The sequence below is a fragment of the Amycolatopsis sp. VS8301801F10 genome, assembly GCF_046195355.1.
GTDB lineage: Bacteria > Actinomycetota > Actinomycetes > Mycobacteriales > Pseudonocardiaceae > Amycolatopsis.
On record NZ_CP176065.1, the window covers coordinates 9,114,459 to 9,134,395 of the forward strand.

Here is a 19,937-nt window from a genome sequence, read left to right on the forward strand (position 1 = left end):
CGGTTTTCCGCGTTCCCGCGGGCGGAGATATCGTCCGTGTATCGGAAACCGCATACGTGCTGGCAACATCCCGCGGCCTTGACTGGCGGACATGACCTACCGCGAACCGGCACGCACCACCGGCCTTCGGGTCCGCTCGCTGGTTCCGGCGCCCGGGATCACCGTCTACGGCTGCGGGCCCGACGAAGCCGCCCTGGTCCGCGAGGCGGTGTCCCGCCTGGGGGTGACACCGACTGTCACCGCGGCGGCCCTGTCCGAGGACACCGTCGAACTCGCCGCCGGGAGCCGGTGCGTCAGCGTCAGCCACAAAACCCGGATCACCAACGCCACCCTGCGCGCGCTCGGCGAGATCGGCGTCGAGTATCTCTCCACGCGCAGCATCGGATGCAATCATCTCGACGTCGGATACGCCGAGGAAATCGGGATCTCGGTGGAAAACGTCGCGTACTCGCCGGACAGCGTCGCCGACTTCACGCTCATGCTGATGCTGATGGCGATCCGCGACGCTAAATCCCTCATCCGGCGGACCGACGCCCACGATTACCGGTTGAGCGATCGTCCCGGAAAAGAACTGCGAGACCTCACCGTGGGCGTCATCGGAACCGGCCGGATCGGCGCGGCGGTCATCGACCGGCTGCGGGGTTTCGGCGGGCAGAAGCTGGCTTACGACCTTCGCCCCCGTACGTCGGCAGATTACGTTTCCCTCGACGATTTGCTGCGGCAGAGCGACATTGTCACCCTGCACCCGCCGCTCACCCCGGAAACCCGGCATCTCCTGGACCGGCGGCGGATCGAGCAGATGAAACCCGGGGCGATCGTCGTCAACACCGGGCGCGGCGGATTGATCGACACCGAAGCGCTGGTGTCCGCGCTGGAAAGCGGCAGGCTGGGCGGCGCGGCCTTGGACGTCCTCGAAGGCGAGGAAGGGATGTTCTACTCCGACTGCCGCCGGAAACCGATCGAAAACACCGCACTGGCGCGGCTGCAGAAAATGCCGAACGTGCTGATCAGCCCGCACACCGCGTACTACACCGACCACGCACTGCGCGACGCGGTCGAAAACAGTCTCCTCAACTGCCTGAATTTCGAAAGCTGGACAAACCATGGTTAAGCTCAAGGTCGGCGTCGTCTTCGGCGGAATTTCCGAGGAACACCCCGTCTCGGTCAAATCCGCGCGCGAGGTCGCGAAGCACCTCGATCCGGAAAAGTACGAGCCGTACTGGATCGGGATCGCCAAGGACGGTTCCTGGAAGCTGTGCGACGGCCCCGGCGAAGCGTGGGAGGCCGGCGGCCGCCCGGCGATGCTGTCGCCGGACCGGAGCGTCCACGGGCTGCTGGTCGAGGGCCGGGGCGGGTACGAACCGGTCCGGCTGGACGTGGTGCTGCCTGTGCTGCACGGCAAACTCGGCGAGGACGGCGCGATGCAGGGCCTGCTGGAACTGTCCGGAATCCCGTACGCGGGCTGCGACGTGCAGAGTTCCGCGCTGTGCATGGACAAATCCCTCGCCTACCTGGTGGTCGACAGCGCGGGCATCGCCACGCCGAACTTCTGGGCCGGCCGGGCGGACGAGGACCTCGACGCGGGCAAGTTCGCCTACCCCGTCTTCGTGAAACCGGCCCGGTCCGGTTCGTCGTTCGGCGTCACCAAGGTCTCGCGCGAGGAGGACCTGCCGTCCGCGATCGCGGACGCGGCGCGGTTCGACTCCAAGGTGCTGATCGAGGAAGCGGTCGAAGGCAGCGAGGTGGGCTGCGCGGTCTTGGGCAACGGCGCGGACCTGATCGTCGGCGAACCGGACCAGATCCGGCTGTCGCACGGGTTCTTCAAGATCCACCAGGAGGACCACCCGGAAAGCGGCTCCGAGAACTCGACCATCCTCGTCCCCGCGGACATCTCGGCCGAGGCCCGCGCCCGGGTCCAGGCGACCGCGCGGACCATCTACCGCGCGCTGGGCTGCCGAGGGCTCGCCCGCGTCGACCTGTTCCTGCTGGAAGACGGCACCGCCATGCTCAACGAGGTCAACACCTTCCCCGGGCTGACCTCCTACAGCCGCTATCCGCGGATGATGGCGGCGGCTGGGCTGTCGTTCCCCGAACTGCTCGACCGGATGGTGTCGCTCGCGTTGGCCGGGACGCCCCGATGAAGCCCGGGTTCGCCTACCTCGACGAGGCCGCGCCCGGGATCCGCTGGGACGCCAAGTACGCCACCTGGGACAACTTCACCGGCAAACCGGTCGACGGCTACCTGGCGAACCGGATCATCGGCACCGAAGCCTTGTGCGCCGCACTGCAAAGCGCGCAGGACAAGGCCGCGACGCTGGGCTTCGGCCTGCTGATCTGGGACGGCTACCGGCCGCAGCGCGCCGTGGACTGCTTCCTCCGCTGGGCGAAACAACCGGAGGACGGCCGGACAAAGCATCAGCACTACCCGAACCTCAATCGCACGGAGATGTTCGAAAACGGTTACGTAGCAGCCAAATCCGGGCACACCCGCGGCAGCACAGTGGATTTGACGCTGTACTACCTGGACACCGGCGAACTCGTTCCCATGGGCGGCGGCTTCGACCTGATGGACGTCGTCTCCCACCACGGCGCGCCCGGCCTCCCCGCGGCCGAGGCAGCGAACCGGCAGCATCTCCGTTCCGTCATGGAGGACTGCGGTTTCGCCGCCTACGAAGCCGAGTGGTGGCACTACACGCTGAAGGACGAGCCCTACCCAGACACCTACTTCGATTTCCCCGTCGCCTAAATGGACGCTCAACCACCACGCGTCGTCGTCGCCGGAGGCCATTCGGCAGGGCACATCGAACCCGCGCTGAACTTCGCCGACGCACTACGACAGCTGGCTCCAGCCGCCGAGATCACCGCGCTCGGCACCGTCCGCGGCCTGGACACGACGCTGATCCCGGCCCGCGGCTACCCGCTCGAACTCATCCCGCCGGTCCCGTTGCCGCGCAAGGCAACCCGGGCCCTGCTGCACACCCCGTCCCGGCTGCGCCAGGCGATCCGGGCCGCCGGGACGGTGCTCGACCGGGTCCGCGCGGACGTCGTAGTGGGCTTCGGCGGCTACGTCGCCGCCCCGGCCTACCTGGCGGCCCGCCAACGCCGGCTACCGATCGTCGTCCACGAGGCGAACGTCCGGCCCGGCGCGGCCAATCGCCTGGCCGCGCTTTTGACCCCGCACGTGTACACCGCCTCCCCGGCCGTCCGGTTGAAGCACCGCACCGCGATCGGGATCCCGCTGCGTCCGGCGATCACCGGACTCGACCGTCCCGCAGCCCGCGAAGCAGCCCGCCGCCGGTTCGGCCTCCGCCCCGACGGTCCGGTGCTGCTGGTCACCGGCGGTTCGCAAGGCGCCAAATCGATCAACGCCGCCGCGTCCGGCGCGGCTGCCGCGCTGCTGGCGGCCGGGGTGCAAGTCCTGCACGTCACCGGCCCGCAGCACACCGTCGAAGCGGACGACCCGTCGTATGCGGTCCTGCCGTTCGTCGACGAAATGCAGTACGCCTACGCCGCGGCCGATTTCGCGCTCTGCCGTTCCGGCGCGATGACCTGCGCCGAGCTGGCCGCCGTCGGGCTCCCCGCCGCGTTCGTCCCGCTGCCCGACCGCGGCGGCGAACAACGCCTGAACGCTGGCCCGGTCGTCGCGGCCGGCGGCGCGCTGCTGGTCCACGACGCCGACCTCACCCCGGCCTGGATCGAATCCGCCCTCCTCCCGATCCTCGCCGACCCGGCCCGCATCGCGGCGATGTCCGCCCGCGCCTCCGCGACCGGAGCACCCAACGCGGGATCCGTCCTAGCGCGCCACGTCCTGTCCATCGCCGAACGACATCGACCCGCCAGGTAGCCGCACCGTCACCCGAAGCCCGCCAGCCGCGCCCGGCGCCAGCGAAAGCGTCCCGTCGTGCGCCTGCGCGATGCTCTTCACGATCGCCAGCCCGAGCCCGACCCCCGCGTGGTCAGAGTGGTCCCGGCGGACCCGCTCGGTGCCGCGCTGGAACGGCTCGGTGAACGTCCAGATCCGCTCCGGGCTGACTTCCTCGCCGGTGTTTTCCACGACGAGCGTGCTCGACGTCGCGCTGGCAGTGGTGCGGACCCGCACGGTCCCGCCTTCCGGCAGGTTGTGCACGATGGCGTTGTGCAGCAGGTTCGTGGTCAGCTGCAGCAGCAGCGCCCGAGACCCGCGCACGGCGGTGATGTCGCCCGAGGTCTCGATGGTCACGCCGTGCTTCTCGGCCAGCGGCAACAGCGTCTCGGCGGCTTCTTCCGCCAGCAGCGACAGGTCGACCGGCTCCCGGGTGAACGACCGCTGATCCGCGCGGCTGAGCAGCAGCAACGCTTCGGTGAGTTCGATCGCCCGGGCGTTCACGACGCGAAGCCGCTCGTGGAGTTCGCCGACGTCGCGGTCCGGATCGTCGCGGGCGACTTCGAGCAGGCTCTGCGTGATCGCCAGCGGGGTGCGCAGTTCGTGGGAGGCGTTGGCGGCGAATCTCCGCTGTTCGGCGACGTGCGCGTCGAGGCGGGCGAGCATGGCGTCGAAGCTGTCGGCGAGTTCGCGGAACTCGTCGTCGCGGCCTTCCAGTTCGATCCGGTGCGCCAGCGACCCGGTCGCGGCCCGCCGGGTCGCGGCGGTGATCCGGTTCAGCGGGGCGAGCATGCGCCCGGCGAGGACCCAGCCGCCCAGCAGGCCGAACACCAGCAGGAACAGCATCACGACGGCCGCGTCCGGCGCGAAGTCCTTGATCAGGTCGCGGCCGGACGGCGCCATCACCACCGGCATCACTTCCAGTGCCCGGTTCTGGTAGTCCAGCAGGAACACGGCCACCGCGCCGAGCAGCAGCGTCCCGGCGAACAGGAGGAATCCGGCGTAGCTGAGGGTCAGTTTGAGCCGGACGCTCATCCCGGGCTCGCGGATCATCCGCCGTCCGATCCGTCGTCGATGCGGTAGCCGACCCCCGGCACGGTCGCGACCAGCCACGGTTCGCCGAGCCGTTTGCGCAGCGCCGAGACCGTGATGCGGACGGCGTTGGTGAACGGGTCCGCGTTCTCGTCCCAGGCCCGCTCGAGCAGTTCCTCGGCGCTGACCACCCCGCCCTCGGCCGCGACGAGCACCTCCAGCACGGCGAACTGCTTGCGGGTCAGCGCGACGTACCGGCCGTCCCGGTAGACCTCGCGGCGGAACGGGTCCAGCTTCAGCCCCGCGATTTCCCGCACCGGCGGCCGGTTGTACGCGCGTCTGCGGTCGAGCGCACGCAGCCGGAGCACCAGTTCCCGCATCTCGAACGGTTTGGTGAGGTAGTCGTCGGCCCCGAGTTCGAACCCGGAGACCTTGTCGTCGAGCCGGTCGGCGGCGGTCAGCATCAGGATCGGCATGCCGCTGCCGGACGCGACGACGCGTTTCGCGATCTCGTCGCCCGACGGACCAGGGATGTCCCGGTCGAGCACCGCCATGTCGTACGCGTTGACGCTCAGCATTTCCAGCGCGGTGTCGCCGTCCCCGGCGAGGTCGGCCGCGATCGCTTCCAGCCGCAACCCGTCCCGGATGGCCTCGGCCAGGTAGGGCTCGTCCTCGACGATCAGCACCCGCATGGGCTCGATGCTACGAGCAGGCGCGTATCGCTGGCATATCCGAAACCGCGTACGTGCTGGCAACACCGGTTCGCCTTGGCTGAACGCCATGACCCGCAGCGAATCAGCACGACGTCCGGCTCTCGCCGGCTTCCGGCGAACCGTCCGCCAGGTGCTTCGCCGTCGTGGCGCACTGAGCGAAGCGGACGGTGCCGTCCCCCACGGCACGACGGTGTTCGCCGAGATTCCAGCCGTGGCCAATCTCGACCCGGTGTTCCTGGAGGCGCTGCGCCGAGCGGCGAAGGACGCCGCCGAGGACGGCATCGAGTTCCGCGTCAACAGCGGCTGGCGTTCCCCGGAGTATCAGAACCAGCTTCGCCGCAAAGCGATCGCCAAGTACGGCTCGGAGCGGGAAGCCGCTCGCTGGGTAGCGACCGCGGACCGGTCCGCGCACGTCTTGGGGAACGCGATCGACCTCGGCCCCTCCGAAGCCACGGCCTGGCTTGCCGAACACGGTGCCGCGTATGGACTGTGCCAGATCTACCGGAACGAACCGTGGCATTACGAACTGCGTCCGGAAGCCGTTCTCCAGGGCTGTCCGCCGATGTACGCGGACCCTTCGCACGATCCGAGGCTGCGGGGGTGAGCCGGGCCGGAAAACCCGGTGACTTCCGTGATCGTCTTCGTGACAATCGCGGCCATGGAGGAGATCGAGATCATCGTCGCCCACCACGAGCGCGCGACCCTGCGCGTCGGCGACGTGTTCCTGAAGGTCGACACCGATCAGGCGCGCGCCGACGCCGAGGTCGCGGCGATGGCGCTGGCCCCGGTGCCGACTCCGGAAATCCTCTGGCGCAACCCGCCCGTGCTCGCGCTCGCCGCCCTGCCCGGACGCGAACTCGGCCGCCCCGGCAAGCCGTCGACCGCGTCGCCGGAGGCCTGGGCCGCCGCGGGCGCCGCCGCCCGGAAACTGCACGAGGCGCCGCTGCCGCCGTCGCCTGGCTGGGACCCCGACGAACTCGCCGAGAACGTCGGCCGCGAATGCGCGTGGCTGATCGCGAACGACGTCCTCCCCGCCGACCTGGTCACCCGCAACCACGAGATCGCCAAGGCCGCGCTGCGCCCGTGGACCCCGGCGTTCACCCACGGCGACTTTCAGGTCGCGCACATCTTCGTCGAGGACGACGAGGTGACCGGCGTCCTCGACTGGTCCGAAGCCGCCCAGGGCGACGCGCTGTTCGACCTCGCCGCCCTGACGCTCGCCCACCAGGAACACCTCCCCGACGTCCTGGCCGGCTACGGCGCCGACGTCGACCTCGACGTCCTCCGGGCCTGGTGGTCGCTGCGCAGCCTGCGGGTCGTCCACTGGCTGGTCGGACACGGCTTCGACCCGGCGCCGGAGGTCGCGGTCTTGGAGGCCCAACTATTCTAGTACTAGAATAGCGAGGTGCCCGCCCTCACCGACGCCGAACTGACCGTCCTCGGCCTGCTTGTCGAGCAGCCCCGGCACGGCTACGAGCTGGAGCGGGTGATCGAAGAGCGCGGCATCCGCGCGTGGACCGCGCTCGGCTTCTCCTCGATCTATTACGTCCTCGACAAACTGGCCAAGCGCGGCCTGATCGAAACCACCGGCGCTCCCCGCTCCGGAAAATCGCGGGCGACCTTCCAAGCCACCCCGGCCGGCGTCGAACTCTGCGCGGACGCCACCCGCGAAGCACTCGCGGCTCTCACGCCGGTCCACGCGCGCGTCCTCATCGCCATGGCCAACAGCCCGGTCCTGCCGGACGCGGAAGTGCGTTCCGGATTGACCGCGCGACTAGCCGCGGTCCGCGAACAACTCGCCGAAGTCCAGGCGACGCGCGCCCGCCAAGAACCCCTCCCCGACACCGCAGCAGCGATCTTCGACTACAGCGAAGCGCTGCTCACGGCCGACCTCACCTGGACCGAAACCGTCCTCGCCAAGGAGACCGCGATGGAGAAGTACGACGTCAAGAAGGCCCACCGCGCGCTGTACTCGCCGTCGTCGAAAGACTTCACCGTCGTGGACGTCCCCGCGCTGCAGTACCTCGCTGTCGACGGGCACGGAGACCCGAACACCGCGCCGGAGTACCAGAACGCCGTCGAAGCGCTGTACGGAATCGCGTACTCGATCAAGTTCGCCAGCAAGAAAAACCTCGGCCGGGACTTCGTCGTCGGACCTCTCGAAGGGCTGTGGCGAGCCGACGACCCGGCCGTCTTCGTTGCCCGGGACAAAGCGAAGTGGGACTGGACGATGCTGATCAATCAGCCGGACTGGGTCACCGAGGAGATGGTCCGGGAAGCCGCCGAAAGCGTCGCGAAGAAGAAGGACAATCCGGCGCTCGCCGAAGTCCGGCTGCGCACGTTGACCGAAGGCACCAGCGTCCAGATCCTGCACCTCGGCTCATACGACGACGAAACGCCGACGCTGCACCGGCTCCACGACGAATATCTTCCCGAGCACGGCCTGACCTTCAACGGCGACCACCACGAGATCTATTTGAGCGACCCGCGCCGCACCGCGCCGGACAAGCTGAAGACCGTCCTGCGGCAGCCGGTCAAGCCTCTTGGAACACGATCTGCTCCGGCGGAATCGTGAGCTTCAAGGTCTGCCGCCGGACCGACAGGAGCGTGCTGAGTTCCGTGGCGTGCCCGTCGGGAATGGTGAAAAGCCGGTCGTCGCGGGTGTCGACGTAGTCCGCGAACCCGGCGAGCGAAACCCCGCCGGTCTCGTCCAGGCTCAGGTAATCGGCCAGCCGGCGGAACAGTTTCGGCAACAGCACCACCTGGTCGCGCAATTGAGCGCGGCTGGTCAGCCGGAACCCGCTGGTGGTCACGTCGTGCTCCCACACGCCCTTGCCCGCGGTGCGCGCCGCGACCGCCGCGTCGGCCATCGCCTGCCGGAGATCCGGGTACAGCTTGGAGTAGAACGTCGGATATGCCAGCCCGGTTTCGAGCAGACGGAAATTCGCCGACGCCTTCAGCGCTTTCGGATCAAGATGCACGGATCCGCCGTCCGTGGAACGCCCCGCGCGCTGCCCGGGAAACGCGAACGCGACCGCGCGGCCGTACTTGTCGGCGAACCGGGTCAGGATGTGCCCGCTCGTCTCCCCCGGCGTGCTGGTGGAAACGCGGCCGCCTTCGTCGCGCTCGACCTTCGTGAAACCGAGGTACCGCAACAGTTCCGCCCCGGCGGCGTCGGCCAGCTCCCGGGGCTGCCGCCACAACTCGGCCCCGGCGACCCGCGGCCGGTAATGCGTTTCGAGCGCGTCGATCCCGTCGAGGCGCAACTGCACCCCGCCGCGGGAATTCGTCCGCACCCTCAGGTGCGCGGCGGAAAACGCGTCGGCGCGATCGGGATAGAACCGCACCGAATCCCCGTCCGGCGAGGCCCCGACGACCCGGAATTGACCTTTGATCAATGTCAACGGCACGAGAACGACGGTAACCGCCGGACCGGCCGGCGGTTACCGTGTTTCCCGAGCCGTCACCGACCGGTCACTCGTGTTGTTACCACTTGTCACGCACCGGATTCCTCCGTGCGTGCGCGGTTACTGGCAGGCTTCGCAGTCCGGGTCGTCGATCCGGCAGGCGGCGCCGTCGACGAGCGGGAAGTCGAAGTCGTCCAGAACGGGAACGACCGAGGCGGACTCTTCTGGCGTGGTGGGAGCAGACATATCCGTTGTAGCGCTCAAGATCGCGGAACATTCCGTGACGCCCGCCACAGCTCAGGCCACCCAGTCCGGAAGAATCTTGTCCCCGTCGGCGGTCGCGCAGGCAGGCACCACGCCCGTGCGATACACCCGCGTGCTCCCCGGCGCGCACACGATCGCCACCATGCCGCTGCGCGCGTCCGCCCGTACCTGCCGCTCCGCGTCGGCGGGCAGCACCACCGTCTCCCCCTTCTCCACAGTCTCGACAACGCCGCTCACCGTGACCTCCGCACCGCCGTCGAGAATCGTCCACACCTGCTCGGTGTCGAACGCGTGCACCGGCCCGACCGCGCCGGGCGCCATCTCCACTCTCCAGACCGCCTGCTGGCTGCCGCCCTGCGTCGGCGACGCCAGCGTCGTCATCACCGCGTTGGGCGTCTCCGTCCGACGGCTCTCCCGGATTACCGGCATGCTGCGCTCCCCGTTAAGATAGACAATCAGGTTGTCCATATAGTCAACGAGGTTGTCTATCCATGTCAAGCGATCCGCCCGGATACGAGCTGCCGCTGCGCCTGCTGTTCGGCTTCCGCAGCCTGATCGACAGCCTGCACGCCGAACTGGCGAAGCAGGGTCACCCCGACGTGCGTCCGATGCACGGCTTCGTCTTCCAGGCGATCGGCCCGTCGGGCACGACCGCCGTGGAACTGGGCCGCACGCTCGGGGTCACGAAACAAGCCGCGGGCAAGACGATCGACACCTTGGAACGGCTCGGGTACGTCCACCGGGAACGCGACCCCGGCGACGGCCGCCGCATGCTGGTGCGGCTGACCGACCGGGGTCTCGACTGCCTGGCCGCCTCGGCCCGGATCTTCGACCGGCTGCGGGCCGAATGGGCGGAAACGCTGGGCACCGGACGGCTTCGCGCGCTGGAGGACGACCTGCGAAAGGTCACCTCCCCGGAGTCCGCGCGCCTGGACCTGCCGGGGTGGTTCTCCGGCCACTGATCATCCGCGGTGCGCCCTCATCGGCGAAGACTGATCGGCGGCACCGTCGCCCCACGCAGGGTTAGTGCGTCAATCGACACTGGTTGATATGCCAACCTCGGCAGCCGCTCCACCATCGTCTCCACCGACGCTTCCCCGTTCGTGCCGAAGAAGAACGCCCACTCATGCTCCGGCGACCCGAAGTAGACCGGTGCCGGGAAGACTTCCTCGAACCGCCGCCAGCACTTCACCAGCGTGGAGTTCCGCCACAACGTCGGGCATCCGCCCTGGTACGCCACTACTCCCCCGGGCGTCAGCAACGACCAGCACCGCGCCAGGAATTCCTTGCCGTACAACCGATTGTGCTGCGCGTCAACGTCGTCCTGCTCGTCCGGCAGATCCACCAGCACCACGTCGTACTTCTCGGCGCAAGCGTGGACGTACTCCCACCCATCGGCATAGTGCACCCGGATCGGCCCCTCGCCGCGCTCCGCCCGGGCCAGCTCAGCTGGCGTGTACCCGTACGGAAGATGTTCCGCGCAAAGCCGAACCGCCTCGGCGTCGATATCCACGTGGTCGACCGAAGCCCCCGCCTCGGCCGCGATCTGACATACCACGCCTTCGCTGGACCCGACCACCAGCACGCGGTCCACAGTGGACGCCAGCAGCAGTGCCGGGACCAGCAACGCCTCGTGATAGACCAACTGGCTGAGCTCGGTGCTTTGCCGCTCGTCGTCGCAGAACAGCGAAATCCCCTGCGCCGTTTTGCCGATCACCAGGTGCTGGTAGGCGGTCCGCGTGTCGACCAGCACGTCCGAAACGTGCCACTGCCGCAGCAGCCCCGCGCCGACCGGTTCCTCGATGTTCAACTGTCTTCCTGTCCTCTGTGGATAGTGGTGACCCGGGAAACGCTCGCGCCGAGCAAATCCCGCAGCATCTGAACCGCCAGCTCCGGGTCCGCCTTGCGCCCGCAGGTGAACACGTCCACGAACGCCGCCCCGCGTTCCGGATACGTGTGAATCGAAGCGTGCGACTCCGACAGCAACGCCATCGCCGTCACCCCGTGCGGTTCGAACTGCTTGTACGTCACTTCGCACACTGTCGCGCCGGCCTTGTCCAGCGCACGTTCCAGGCTCTCGCACAACACCGCCGGATCGTCGAGCAACTCCGCGGACATCCCGGAAAACTCGGCCAGCACGTGCCGGCCGGCGAATTCCCCGACCCCGCCGGCCTCTCCGCCGACGAAGTACGACCGCAACGGCGGAAACCCGTTGAACGACACCGAAGAATAACTTTGGGTATACGCGCCGGTGTCCGGAATGTCGACGTAATCCCCGGCCCGCAACGCCAACGGCAACCGATACGGCGTGCGCTGATAAAGCACGTCGTCCCCGTCGCAGGTCGGCCCCGCGACCACGACCGGCCCGTCCGGACCGCCGTCATGCGCGGTGACCAGCCGGTACGCGATCGCCTCGTTTTCTGTCTCGGCCAGCCCGCCGTACCGGCCGATGTCGAGGTACACCCAGCGTTTCTCGTCCGCCTCGGCCTTGCGCGAAACCAGCACCACCTCGCTGCGAATCACCCCCGCCGAGGCCACCACCGCCCGCCCCGGCTCGAACGACAACTCGGGCGCCACCGCGAAATGCCGCCCCACCGATTCGCGAATAACCGTCGCATACTCCGCCAACGGCGGCGGCTCGGTTTGATAGCCCACCGGAAACCCGCCGCCGATATTCAGCCCCCGCAAGGAAACCCCGCGCTCCGCCACCGCACGCGTCACCTCACCCGCGGCCGCGATCCCGACTTCCCAAGCCCGCGGGTCGACATGCTGCGACCCCACATGAAACGCGACCCCCTCCGGATCCAGCCCCAGCTCCGCGGCCCGCACGAGCAACTCGACCGCCATCGCGGGGTCGCATCCGAACTTGCGCCCGAACGGGGTCTGCGCCCCAGGACTGTCCACGAGGATCCGGCACGAAACAGTCGCCCCCGGAGCGAACTCCGCGATCTTCTCCAGCTCCGCCAAGCTGTCAAAGGCAAACCGCCGAACCCCGGCCCGGTGGGCGAATTCGATGTCCCGCGCCTTCTTCACCGTGTTGCCATAGGACAGCAACTCCGGCCGCACCCCTTGCGCGAGACACAATTCGATCTCCTCGCGCCCCGCGACATCGAACCCCGCCCCGGCCTGCCGAAGGACCCGCACCACCTCCGGCGCCGGATTGGCCTTGACCGCGTAGTACATCCGCGCTTCCGGCAGCACCCGCCGGAGCCGCTCGCAATTCCCGCGCACGACGTCGAGGTGCACGACCAGACACGGCGTCGGCGGCTGCCGTTCCTCCAGGAACGCCTGGCAGCGCCCTAGCACCTGCGAGAACCCTTCAGTCACAACGCCCGAGTATAGGTGCCGGTTTCACCGCAGCAGCTCTGCCAGCCTCCGCCGCGCGAACCCTACGAACGGTACACAGTCCATTACCTGACAGTCCGCGCCGCCGATCTTCCCGCGCCGCACCCCGCCCGTCTCCTCGAATTCCGCCCCGACCTGAGGAAAGAAGCGCCCGTTGTCGTCCCCCACGTCGTCGGTCCGCACCCAGACCCGCTCGCCGTCCACCAGGTACGGAAACCGCCGGACCTTCCGCCGATGACGCGGCACGAGCGATTCGGCGTAGTGCAGGAACGAGTTCCGGTCATGCCCGACCCCGAGCAGCACGATCCGCGCCTCCTCCCGATACAGCCACTCGAACGGAGACCCGGGCCCCACCGCATACGCCAGCGGCTGCCGACGCGTCCCCCGCCCCCACGTAGTCCGGAAACGGATCCGCCACCTGCGGCGTAAACGCAGGCACCACGACGGTCCCCGCAGCCTTCAGCAACCCCCGAACCACCGCATCCGCGCCACCCTCCACTCTCCCCAACGCAGACAACGACGAATGCACAATCACCACCCCACCAGAAACCCCCAGCTCCCGAACCCCCGCACCCACCACATCCGCATCCACCACACCCACACCCACGACCGCCACCCTCCCACCCAACGCACCACAAACGACCACTCCACCCCGCCCCTCGCCCCCGCCGCAGTTAGCACTGGCTCGGCGCTGTCAAGGGTGGACGCGCCAGCGGCCATCGCGCAGCGACGCCGAAGGCGCCCTTGATAGCGCCGAGCCAGTGCTAAACAATCAAAAGCGAGGGAGTCCCCTGAACCACAAGCAACCCACAACGCAACCCGCAATCACCACGCAACCGGCAACTTCTGCACCCCGTAAATATTCTGCAACTCAGGCCGCAAACGCACCTCCCCGTCCACCCGCAACCGGGGAAACCTCCGCACCAACGCAGGCAACGCCACCGTCATCTCCACCCGCGCCAACTGCTGCCCCAGACACTGATGAATCCCATGCCCAAACCCGACATGCCCCACCGCCGACCTCCGCACGTCCAGCTCATCCGGCCGTTCGAACTTCCGCGGATCCCGGTTGGCCGCCTGCACCGACAGCACCACCGTCTCCCCGGCCCGGATCACCTGCCCGCCGACCTCGACGTCCTCCAGCGCGGCCCGCACTCCGGTATGCGCGACGGACAGGTACCGCATCAGCTCCTCGACCGCCCCGCCGGCGGCCGCCGGTTCGTCCCGGACCACCGCCCACTGCTCGGGATGGCACAACAGCGCATAAGTCCCCAGCGCCAGCATGTTCGCCGTCGTGTCGAGCCCGGCCGCCAGCAGGAACGTCCCCAGCCCGGCCAGTTCCTCGTCGGTCAGATCGCTGCTGGTCAGGTCGCTGAAGAGGTCGTCCGTGGGCGCGGCCCGCTTAGCCGGCACCAGCGAAGCCACATACTCCTGCAGCTGTCCATAAGCAGTCATCCTCTCCTCTTCGGAAAGATCAACATCGCCGATCGCCGCCGCGTCGCCGAGAAAAGAAGCCCGATCCGAATAAGGCACCCCGAGCAATTCGCAAATCATCACCGCGGGCACCGGATACGCATAGGCCTCGAGCAGATCGACCCCGGGACCGGCTTTCTCCATCGCGTCCAGGTACTCTTCCGCGACCTCGGCCACGCGATCGCTGAGCAACCGCATCCGCCGGACCGTGAACTTCCCCGTCAGCAGCTTCCGGAACCGCGTGTGCTCCGGCGCGTCGATCCCCGTCATGTCCCCGACCGGAGCCGGCGGCAGTTCCGGGTATTCTTCCATTCCGGGAAACGGATAGTGCCACAATTCGTACCGGTTGCTGAACCGCTGGTCCCCCAGAATCGACCGGACTTCCGCGTGCCCGGTGGCCAGCCAGCCGACGTGGCCGTCCGGGAACGCCATCCGCGTCAGCGGGGCCTGCTCCCGCACCGCGGTCAGCGAAGGCGGCGGATCGAACGGGCAACCCGGCGCCCGCCCCGTCGGAACCCCTTGCACGATCTCCTCGTCCATCATCCCCCATACCCCTTTCAGCGCGCGTATTCGCGATTGAAAAGCTTCTTGGACCAGAGATAGCCGCCGATGCCCATGACGGCGCACCAGCCGAGCGCGAACCACAGGTGATTGCCGAGCGGCCGGTCGAGCAGCAGCGCGCGCAGGGTTTCGATGATCGGCGTGAACGGCTGGTATTCGGCGAACCACCGCAGCGCGCCCGGCATCGAATCGGCCGGCACGAATCCGCTGCCGAGGAAAGGCAGGAGCAGCAACGGCATCGGCGTGTTGCTGGCCGATTCGACGCTCTTGCTCACCTGTCCGAGCGCGACGCACAGCCACACCAGCGCGAGCGCCACCACCACGAGGAACCCGACCGCGGCGAACCACGCACCGACCCCGGCGGCGGGCCGGAACCCGACCAGCAACGCGACCCCGGTGACCACCACGAGCCCGAACAACGCTTGCAGCACACTGCCGAGCACGTGCCCGGTCAGCACCGAAACCCGCGCGATGTGCATGGTCCGGAACCGGGCGATGACCCCTTCGGTCAAGTCCATCGCCACCGAAATCGCCGTGCCCTGCACGGTGGCGGTAATGGTCATCAGCAGAATCGTCGGCGCGACGAAGTTGGCGTATTCGGCTCTGCCGCCGCCTGCCCCGCCTAGTCCGGCACCTAGGGTGCCGCCGAAAACGTAAACGAACAGCAGCAGGAACACCACCGGCATTCCGACGAGCATGATCGTCAGCGACGGATACCGGAGCATGTGCTTGAGGTTCCGGCGCAGCATCGTCAGCGAATCGCGCACCGGGTGGAAGCGCAGGTCCGGTCGGGCGAGAGCGGGGGCAGTCATCGGGAAGTCACCTTTTCGTCAGTCGAGTTGCCAGTGAGGGCAAGGAAAACGTCGTCGAGATCGGGAGTGTGCACGGACAGTTCGCCGACCTTCACCGACAACGCGTCAAGCTGGTCGATCAACGCCTTGAGCGACTGCAGACTGCCGTCGCTCGGCACACGCAGCACCAGCGCGTCGTTCTGCCGCGACGACTCGCTCAGCGCACGCTGGGCGTCCACGAGGTCGGCCTCTTCTTCGAAACGCAATTGAACGTGCCCGCCCGGAATTTGCCGCTTCAGTTCTTCCGCGGTGCCTTCGGCGACAATCCGCCCGTGGTCGAGCACCGCGATCCGGTCGGCCAGTTCGTCGGCCTCTTCGAGGTATTGCGTAGTAAGGAAAATCGTGACCCCGCCGGCCACCAGCTTGCGCACGATCTCCCACATCGCCCGGCGGCTGCGCGGGTCGAGGCCGGTGGTCGGCTCGTCGAGGAAAATCACCCGCGGGCTGCCGACCAGCGTCAGCGCGAGGTCGAGACGACGCCGCATGCCGCCGGAGTAGGTCGACACCGGTTTCTTGGCCGCTTCGACGAGATCGAACTGTTCGAGCAGTTCGGCCGTGCGCTGCCGCCGGGCGGTCCGGTCGAGGTGGTGCAGATCGGCCATCAGGAGCAGGTTTTCCTCGCCGGTCAGCAGATTGTCGACGGCGGAGAACTGCCCGGTGACGCCGATCGAGGCGCGCACCCCGTCCGCCTCCGCGGCCAGGTCGTATCCGGCGACCTGCGCCGCGCCGGCGTCGGCATTGATCAATGTGGACAGAATCTTCACCGTGGTGGTCTTGCCCGCGCCATTCGCGCCGAGCAGCGAGAAGACCGTGCCGCGGGCGACGGTGAGGTCGATGCCGTCGAGCACGACGTGGTCCCCGAAGGATTTGCGGAGTCCGGTCGCGGCGATGGCAGGCCGGGAATGGTTGCTGGACATGATTTTCTCCAAAACTGGGATCAGGAGCGGTGGATGACGATCTCGCCGAACGCGGTGTGCCCGCGGACCTCGACGGTCTCCTTGGACTCGCCCGGGCTGGCCGAGGTCTCGAGCTGGTTGCGCACGTGGCCGAAGTTGGTCTTCACGTCGAGCCAGGCCGCGGTGCCCTCGGCGATCCCGATCCGCAGGTCGCCGATCGCGCTCTCGAGCAGGACCGAACCGCGGACGACCTCGCCGAGCCGGATGGCGCCGTTGGACGTTTTCGCGTCGACCCCGGCGCCGGCGTGGTCGACGGTGATGTCGCCGTTGGCCGCGCGCACCCGGACGTCGCCGGCCGCGGACTCGATCGTGGTGTCCCCGTTGGAGTTCTTGACCACGGCGGTCCCGTCGACCGGGCCGAGCCGGACCTTGCCGGACGAGGTGGCGACCTCGGCGTCGCCCGCGACGCCCTCGACCGTGACGTGGCCGACCGAGGTGTCGACGCGCAACGGGCCGGTGCGGTCGAGGCTGACGTTCCCGGCGGCGGTCTTGAACCGGGACTGCCCGAGCTGTCCGGTGCTCTGGAACGCCCCCGCCTGCACCTCGGCGGAAATCCGCGACCCGGTGGGCAGTTCGACCGTCACGTCGACCGAGCGGGTCTTGCGGGAGAAGTCGAACGCCCGCATCTTCGGGCCGGTGATGTGCAGCGTGCCGTTGCTGTAGTCGACGCGGACCTGCTTGGCGGTCTTCACGTCGGAGGAGTCCGTCTCGTCGGTCGGGCGGACGTCGACGACCGTGTCGGCGCGGTCGCTCGCGGCGAACCGGACCTGGCCGACGCCGAGCTCGAGCGTGACGGAAATCGGGTCGGGCGTAGCGAATTCAGGCATGGTTGTCCCCACATCGGTATTAGGTGTGCCGTCTCCGCAGGTCAGAGACGGGTGAAGGAATTAGCGGAAAACGGGGCTACCGGACCCAGCCGGTAAAGCTCTGCTTGGAAAACGTGCCGCCGGAGGGCTCGAACCGCTGTTCGCGTTCGGGCCGCTGCTGCAGCGCCGCGGTGGCCGCCCGGACGAGCCAGGCGTTGACCGAACGGCCCTCCTTGGCGGCGGCCTCCTCGACCGCGGCCTTGAGCTGTTCGGGCAGCCGCACGTTGATCCGCGCGGACGGGCCGTCCTCGGAGAACAGCGGTTCGGCCTCCGCCGCCGGTTCGGCCGCGGGCGCGGCGGGCTGAGCGGGTTCGGCGGGCGGCGCGGTCACGACGAAGTTCGGGTCGCGGCCGCGCAGGCGCAGTTCGACCGAGCCGGGCGCGAGGTCCCGGGTGATCTCGTCGACGGCGCCGGACAGGGTGTCCAGGAGGGTCATCCGGATCGCCGATTCGAGCGATCCGGTGAGCCGCTCGACCAGCGCGCGTCCCTCTTCGCCGCCGGCCTCGGCCAGCGTCGCGAATTCCCGCCCGAGGTTGCTTACGTACGTGGTCAAGTCCATGGCACCACTATGGCACACGCTTGGCACCATCACAAGCCATGGTGGCTCAGTTTGGCACCACTTCGGCACCGTCTACCACAAAAGACCAGGTCAGAGCGTGGTGCCACGGAGGAAATCCGGTGCCACGAGGCGGCACCACTGCCGGTCTACTTGACCGCCTTCGCGACCGGCAGGTCGATTCCGGCCCGAAAATGCGGGCACTCGTCCAGCGGCCCGTCGTGCTGGCACCGCACCAGGTGCTGCAGGTACGACTGCGCGTCGAGCAGCCGCGTCACCTGCTCCTGGATCGCCTCGATCCGGGCGTTGACCGTGCTCCGCCAGTCGCCGGTCTGACCGGGTGCGTTGAGCAGGACCGCGATGTCGTCGAGACTCAGGTGGCCGGTTTCGCGCCAGACGCGGATCAGCGCGATCCGGTAGAGCTGGTCCTGGTCGTAGAACCGCCAGCCGGAGCGGCGGTGCGGCTCGATCAGGCCGCAGCTCTCCCAGTAGTGCAGCGTCGACACCGGGACGTCGAAGCGCGCCGACACCTCGCCGATCGAGTACAGGTCCATACCTCATTGCACCGCACCTCGACCACCGGAAGCAAGGCTAGGCTAACCTATTCAACGGCGACGATGCGTTCGACCGCCGCGGTGATCAATTGCTCCCGTTCCGCCTCGGAGAAAACATCCGGCAGCGTCAGCTGTTCGACGATCAACCAGTTCAACGCGAGGATCAGCAGCTTGACCGCCGTGGCGTCGCCGGGCAGCCCGGAGGCTTCGTGGTACGCGACATTCGCGTCGACATCCGCGCGGACCCGCTCCGTCAGCACCTTGCGCAACTCCGGCCGCCGAGTGGCCTCGAGCCGGAGTTCCAGCAACGCGAGATACCCCGTGCGAAACGCCGCGACCCGGCCGACCAGCTCGCGCATCAACTGGGCGTACGACTCCCGGTCCCCGCCCGCCGGCGGGATCGAGTCGTCGTCAGGCTGCAGCCGCTCGTACACCCGAGCGCCGGCCTGCGTGAAAAGCTCGTCCCGATTGGCGAAGTAGTTCGACGCGGTGCCCGCGGGCACGCCGGCCTCCCCGTCGACCGCGCGGAACGTCAGGCCGCGTGCCCCCTCGCGCGCCAGAACCTCGATCGCCGCGTCGACGAGCGCCGCCCGCCGCTGGTCGTTCCTCCGCACCATTGACACCACTCCAGTTGTAGTTGTATGGTTCAAACCACTTCAACCATAGTACTACAGATGGAGTTAACAGATGCGCAAGCTCGTGTACTACGTCGCGGTCACCCTCGACGGCCGCATCGCCGGCCCGGCGGGCGAGTTCGACTTCTTCCCGCAGGGCGACGCCGAACAGACCGCCGCTTATATGGGATTCATGAACACGCTGTACCCGGAAACCGTCCCGACGGCCTTCCGCGCGGCTTTCGGTGTCGCGGACGTCCCGAACCGCCGGTTCGACACCGTCCTGATGGGCCGCGCGACCCACCAGCTCGACCCGGCCGTCCCGAGTCCGTACGCCCAGCTGCGGCAGTACGTCGTGTCGAGCACCCTGAAACCGGACCTCGACCCAGCGGTGACCGTCGTCCCCGGCGACCCGGTCGGCCTGGTGAGAGACCTGAAGAAGGAGGAAACCGGCAAAGACATCTGGCTGTGCGGCGGCGGCAAACTGGCCGGGGCGCTGCTGCCGGAAATCGACGAGATCGTGCTGAAGAGCTACCCGGTCGTGGCGGGCGCGGGAATCCCGATGGTGGAGGGCGGGTTCGATCCGACGGTGTTCTCGGTGACGGAACGAACGGCCTTTCCCAATGGGGTGACGGCTACCCGGCTGGTGCGGAGGTAGCCGGGTGCCGCGTCGGGGGCCAGGCACAGGAAGGCCATTCGGCTAGAACCGCGCCCCCCGCCACGCGGAAACGGCTTCACCGAACCAGCGCCAGCCGCCCGGACGTCCGGGCTGAACCGGAGCCGGGTTGAGCGGAATCCCGCACCGCCGCGCGCCGCCTCCGGGAACAAATCCGGCGAACACCCACCGCGCCCGGGCGTCCAGGGTAAGCGGGCTCAATCGGGT

Annotated in this window: 25 protein-coding genes and 1 pseudogene; 9 read left to right on the forward strand and 17 right to left on the reverse strand. The window is 68.4% G+C overall.

Annotated features, from left to right (window positions below):
- The first annotated feature begins 91 nt into the window (after positions 1-91).
- From F9C11_RS41705 to F9C11_RS41720, 4 genes are read left to right on the forward strand one after another with little or no spacing between them, the layout of a single operon-like run.
- Positions 92-1,111, forward strand: coding sequence for a D-isomer specific 2-hydroxyacid dehydrogenase family protein (locus tag F9C11_RS41705; RefSeq protein ID WP_409182831.1), 1,020 nt, complete (start codon positions 92-94; stop codon positions 1,109-1,111).
- On the forward strand, positions 1,104-2,141 hold the full coding sequence (gene vanA, locus F9C11_RS41710; protein WP_409182832.1) for a D-alanine--(R)-lactate ligase: 1,038 nt from the start codon (positions 1,104-1,106) through the stop codon (positions 2,139-2,141). Before F9C11_RS41705 ends, vanA begins: the two co-directional genes overlap by 8 nt.
- The gene (vanX, locus tag F9C11_RS41715; protein WP_409182833.1) at positions 2,138-2,746 is read left to right on the forward strand and encodes a D-Ala-D-Ala dipeptidase VanX; all 609 of its coding nucleotides are present in this window, start codon (positions 2,138-2,140) and stop codon (positions 2,744-2,746) included. The genes vanA and vanX overlap by 4 nt, the downstream gene beginning before the upstream one ends.
- Positions 2,747-3,844 (forward strand): UDP-N-acetylglucosamine--N-acetylmuramyl-(pentapeptide) pyrophosphoryl-undecaprenol N-acetylglucosamine transferase, encoded by a 1,098-nt coding sequence (locus F9C11_RS41720; protein ID WP_409182834.1) that lies wholly within the window; start codon positions 2,747-2,749, stop codon positions 3,842-3,844.
- Here F9C11_RS41720 and F9C11_RS41725 read toward each other — a convergent pair.
- Together F9C11_RS41725 and F9C11_RS41730 are read right to left on the reverse strand one after the other, a co-directional pair.
- Positions 3,794-4,915: a sensor histidine kinase gene (locus F9C11_RS41725; RefSeq protein ID WP_409182835.1), complete on the reverse strand. Its 1,122-nt coding sequence runs from the start codon at positions 4,913-4,915 to the stop codon at positions 3,794-3,796. The two genes, F9C11_RS41720 and F9C11_RS41725, sit on opposite strands and share 51 nt — an antisense overlap.
- Complete coding sequence (locus F9C11_RS41730) at positions 4,912-5,586, reverse strand: response regulator transcription factor (protein WP_409182836.1); 675 nt, start codon at positions 5,584-5,586, stop codon at positions 4,912-4,914. The genes F9C11_RS41725 and F9C11_RS41730 overlap by 4 nt, the downstream gene beginning before the upstream one ends.
- A gap of 88 nt (positions 5,587-5,674) precedes the next feature.
- Between F9C11_RS41730 and F9C11_RS41735 the strand changes: the two genes are divergently transcribed.
- The 3 genes from F9C11_RS41735 to F9C11_RS41745 are packed head-to-tail and all read left to right on the forward strand — an operon-like array spanning position 5,675 to position 8,182.
- Positions 5,675-6,211 carry a M15 family metallopeptidase gene (locus tag F9C11_RS41735; protein WP_409182837.1) on the forward strand — a complete coding sequence of 179 codons (537 nt, stop codon included), beginning with the start codon at positions 5,675-5,677 and terminating at the stop codon, positions 6,209-6,211.
- An 18-nt stretch (positions 6,212-6,229) separates the two neighbouring features.
- The gene (locus tag F9C11_RS41740) at positions 6,230-6,997 is read left to right on the forward strand and encodes a phosphotransferase family protein (RefSeq protein WP_409182838.1); all 768 of its coding nucleotides are present in this window, start codon (positions 6,230-6,232) and stop codon (positions 6,995-6,997) included.
- Between the two features lie 15 nt (positions 6,998-7,012).
- Positions 7,013-8,182, forward strand: coding sequence for a GyrI-like domain-containing protein (locus F9C11_RS41745; protein WP_409182839.1), 1,170 nt, complete (start codon positions 7,013-7,015; stop codon positions 8,180-8,182).
- Here the strand turns inward: F9C11_RS41745 and F9C11_RS41750 are convergent.
- From F9C11_RS41750 to F9C11_RS41760, 3 genes are all read right to left on the reverse strand, one after another.
- A complete protein-coding gene (locus tag F9C11_RS41750) occupies positions 8,142-9,017 on the reverse strand; it encodes a nuclease (RefSeq protein WP_409182840.1) in 876 nt (291 codons plus the stop codon). The genes F9C11_RS41745 and F9C11_RS41750 overlap by 41 nt on opposite strands.
- Before the next feature lie 117 nt (positions 9,018-9,134).
- Positions 9,135-9,260, reverse strand: a complete 126-nt coding sequence (locus tag F9C11_RS41755) for a hypothetical protein (RefSeq protein ID WP_409182841.1) — start codon at positions 9,258-9,260, stop codon at positions 9,135-9,137.
- 51 nt (positions 9,261-9,311) lie between these two features.
- The gene (locus tag F9C11_RS41760) at positions 9,312-9,707 is read right to left on the reverse strand and encodes a cupin domain-containing protein (RefSeq protein ID WP_409182842.1); all 396 of its coding nucleotides are present in this window, start codon (positions 9,705-9,707) and stop codon (positions 9,312-9,314) included.
- Between the two features lie 62 nt (positions 9,708-9,769).
- Between F9C11_RS41760 and F9C11_RS41765 the strand changes: the two genes are divergently transcribed.
- Complete coding sequence (locus F9C11_RS41765; protein WP_409182843.1) at positions 9,770-10,240, forward strand: MarR family winged helix-turn-helix transcriptional regulator; 471 nt, start codon at positions 9,770-9,772, stop codon at positions 10,238-10,240.
- 17 nt (positions 10,241-10,257) lie between these two features.
- Here the strand turns inward: F9C11_RS41765 and F9C11_RS41770 are convergent, their stop codons facing one another.
- The 12 genes and pseudogenes from F9C11_RS41770 to F9C11_RS41825 form a co-directional block, all read right to left on the reverse strand.
- A complete protein-coding gene (locus tag F9C11_RS41770) occupies positions 10,258-11,088 on the reverse strand; it encodes a spermidine synthase (RefSeq protein ID WP_409182844.1) in 831 nt (276 codons plus the stop codon).
- A complete protein-coding gene (gene speD, locus F9C11_RS41775; RefSeq protein ID WP_409187096.1) occupies positions 11,085-11,477 on the reverse strand; it encodes an adenosylmethionine decarboxylase in 393 nt (130 codons plus the stop codon). Before speD ends, F9C11_RS41770 begins: the two co-directional genes overlap by 4 nt.
- A gap of 60 nt (positions 11,478-11,537) precedes the next feature.
- Positions 11,538-12,605, reverse strand: a pseudogene (locus F9C11_RS41780) (type III PLP-dependent enzyme); the annotation flags it as partial.
- 24 nt (positions 12,606-12,629) lie between these two features.
- Complete coding sequence (locus F9C11_RS41785) at positions 12,630-12,977, reverse strand: AAC(3) family N-acetyltransferase (RefSeq protein WP_409182845.1); 348 nt, start codon at positions 12,975-12,977, stop codon at positions 12,630-12,632.
- The gene (locus tag F9C11_RS41790) at positions 12,904-13,269 is read right to left on the reverse strand and encodes an AAC(3) family N-acetyltransferase (protein WP_409182846.1); all 366 of its coding nucleotides are present in this window, start codon (positions 13,267-13,269) and stop codon (positions 12,904-12,906) included. The genes F9C11_RS41785 and F9C11_RS41790 overlap by 74 nt, the downstream gene beginning before the upstream one ends.
- Before the next feature lie 179 nt (positions 13,270-13,448).
- Positions 13,449-14,639, reverse strand: coding sequence for a cytochrome P450 (locus F9C11_RS41795; protein ID WP_409182847.1), 1,191 nt, complete (start codon positions 14,637-14,639; stop codon positions 13,449-13,451).
- Positions 14,640-14,653: 14 nt separating this feature from the next.
- On the reverse strand, positions 14,654-15,469 hold the full coding sequence (locus F9C11_RS41800) for an ABC transporter permease (RefSeq protein ID WP_409182848.1): 816 nt from the start codon (positions 15,467-15,469) through the stop codon (positions 14,654-14,656).
- Complete coding sequence (locus tag F9C11_RS41805; protein WP_409182849.1) at positions 15,466-16,425, reverse strand: ATP-binding cassette domain-containing protein; 960 nt, start codon at positions 16,423-16,425, stop codon at positions 15,466-15,468. The genes F9C11_RS41800 and F9C11_RS41805 overlap by 4 nt, the downstream gene beginning before the upstream one ends.
- Before the next feature lie 20 nt (positions 16,426-16,445).
- Entirely contained in the window at positions 16,446-17,291 is an 846-nt protein-coding gene (locus tag F9C11_RS41810; RefSeq protein WP_409182850.1) for a DUF4097 family beta strand repeat-containing protein, read from the reverse strand.
- Between the two features lie 76 nt (positions 17,292-17,367).
- Complete coding sequence (locus tag F9C11_RS41815) at positions 17,368-17,889, reverse strand: YlcI/YnfO family protein (protein ID WP_409182851.1); 522 nt, start codon at positions 17,887-17,889, stop codon at positions 17,368-17,370.
- A 146-nt stretch (positions 17,890-18,035) separates the two neighbouring features.
- Positions 18,036-18,440 (reverse strand): MerR family transcriptional regulator, encoded by a 405-nt coding sequence (locus tag F9C11_RS41820; RefSeq protein WP_409182852.1) that lies wholly within the window; start codon positions 18,438-18,440, stop codon positions 18,036-18,038.
- Positions 18,441-18,487: 47 nt separating this feature from the next.
- Complete coding sequence (locus F9C11_RS41825) at positions 18,488-19,057, reverse strand: TetR/AcrR family transcriptional regulator (RefSeq protein WP_409182853.1); 570 nt, start codon at positions 19,055-19,057, stop codon at positions 18,488-18,490.
- Between the two features lie 70 nt (positions 19,058-19,127).
- Here F9C11_RS41825 and F9C11_RS41830 point away from each other — a divergent pair, with 70 nt between their 5' ends.
- Entirely contained in the window at positions 19,128-19,712 is a 585-nt protein-coding gene (locus F9C11_RS41830) for a dihydrofolate reductase family protein (protein ID WP_409182854.1), read from the forward strand.
- The last annotated feature ends 225 nt before the right edge of the window (positions 19,713-19,937 follow it).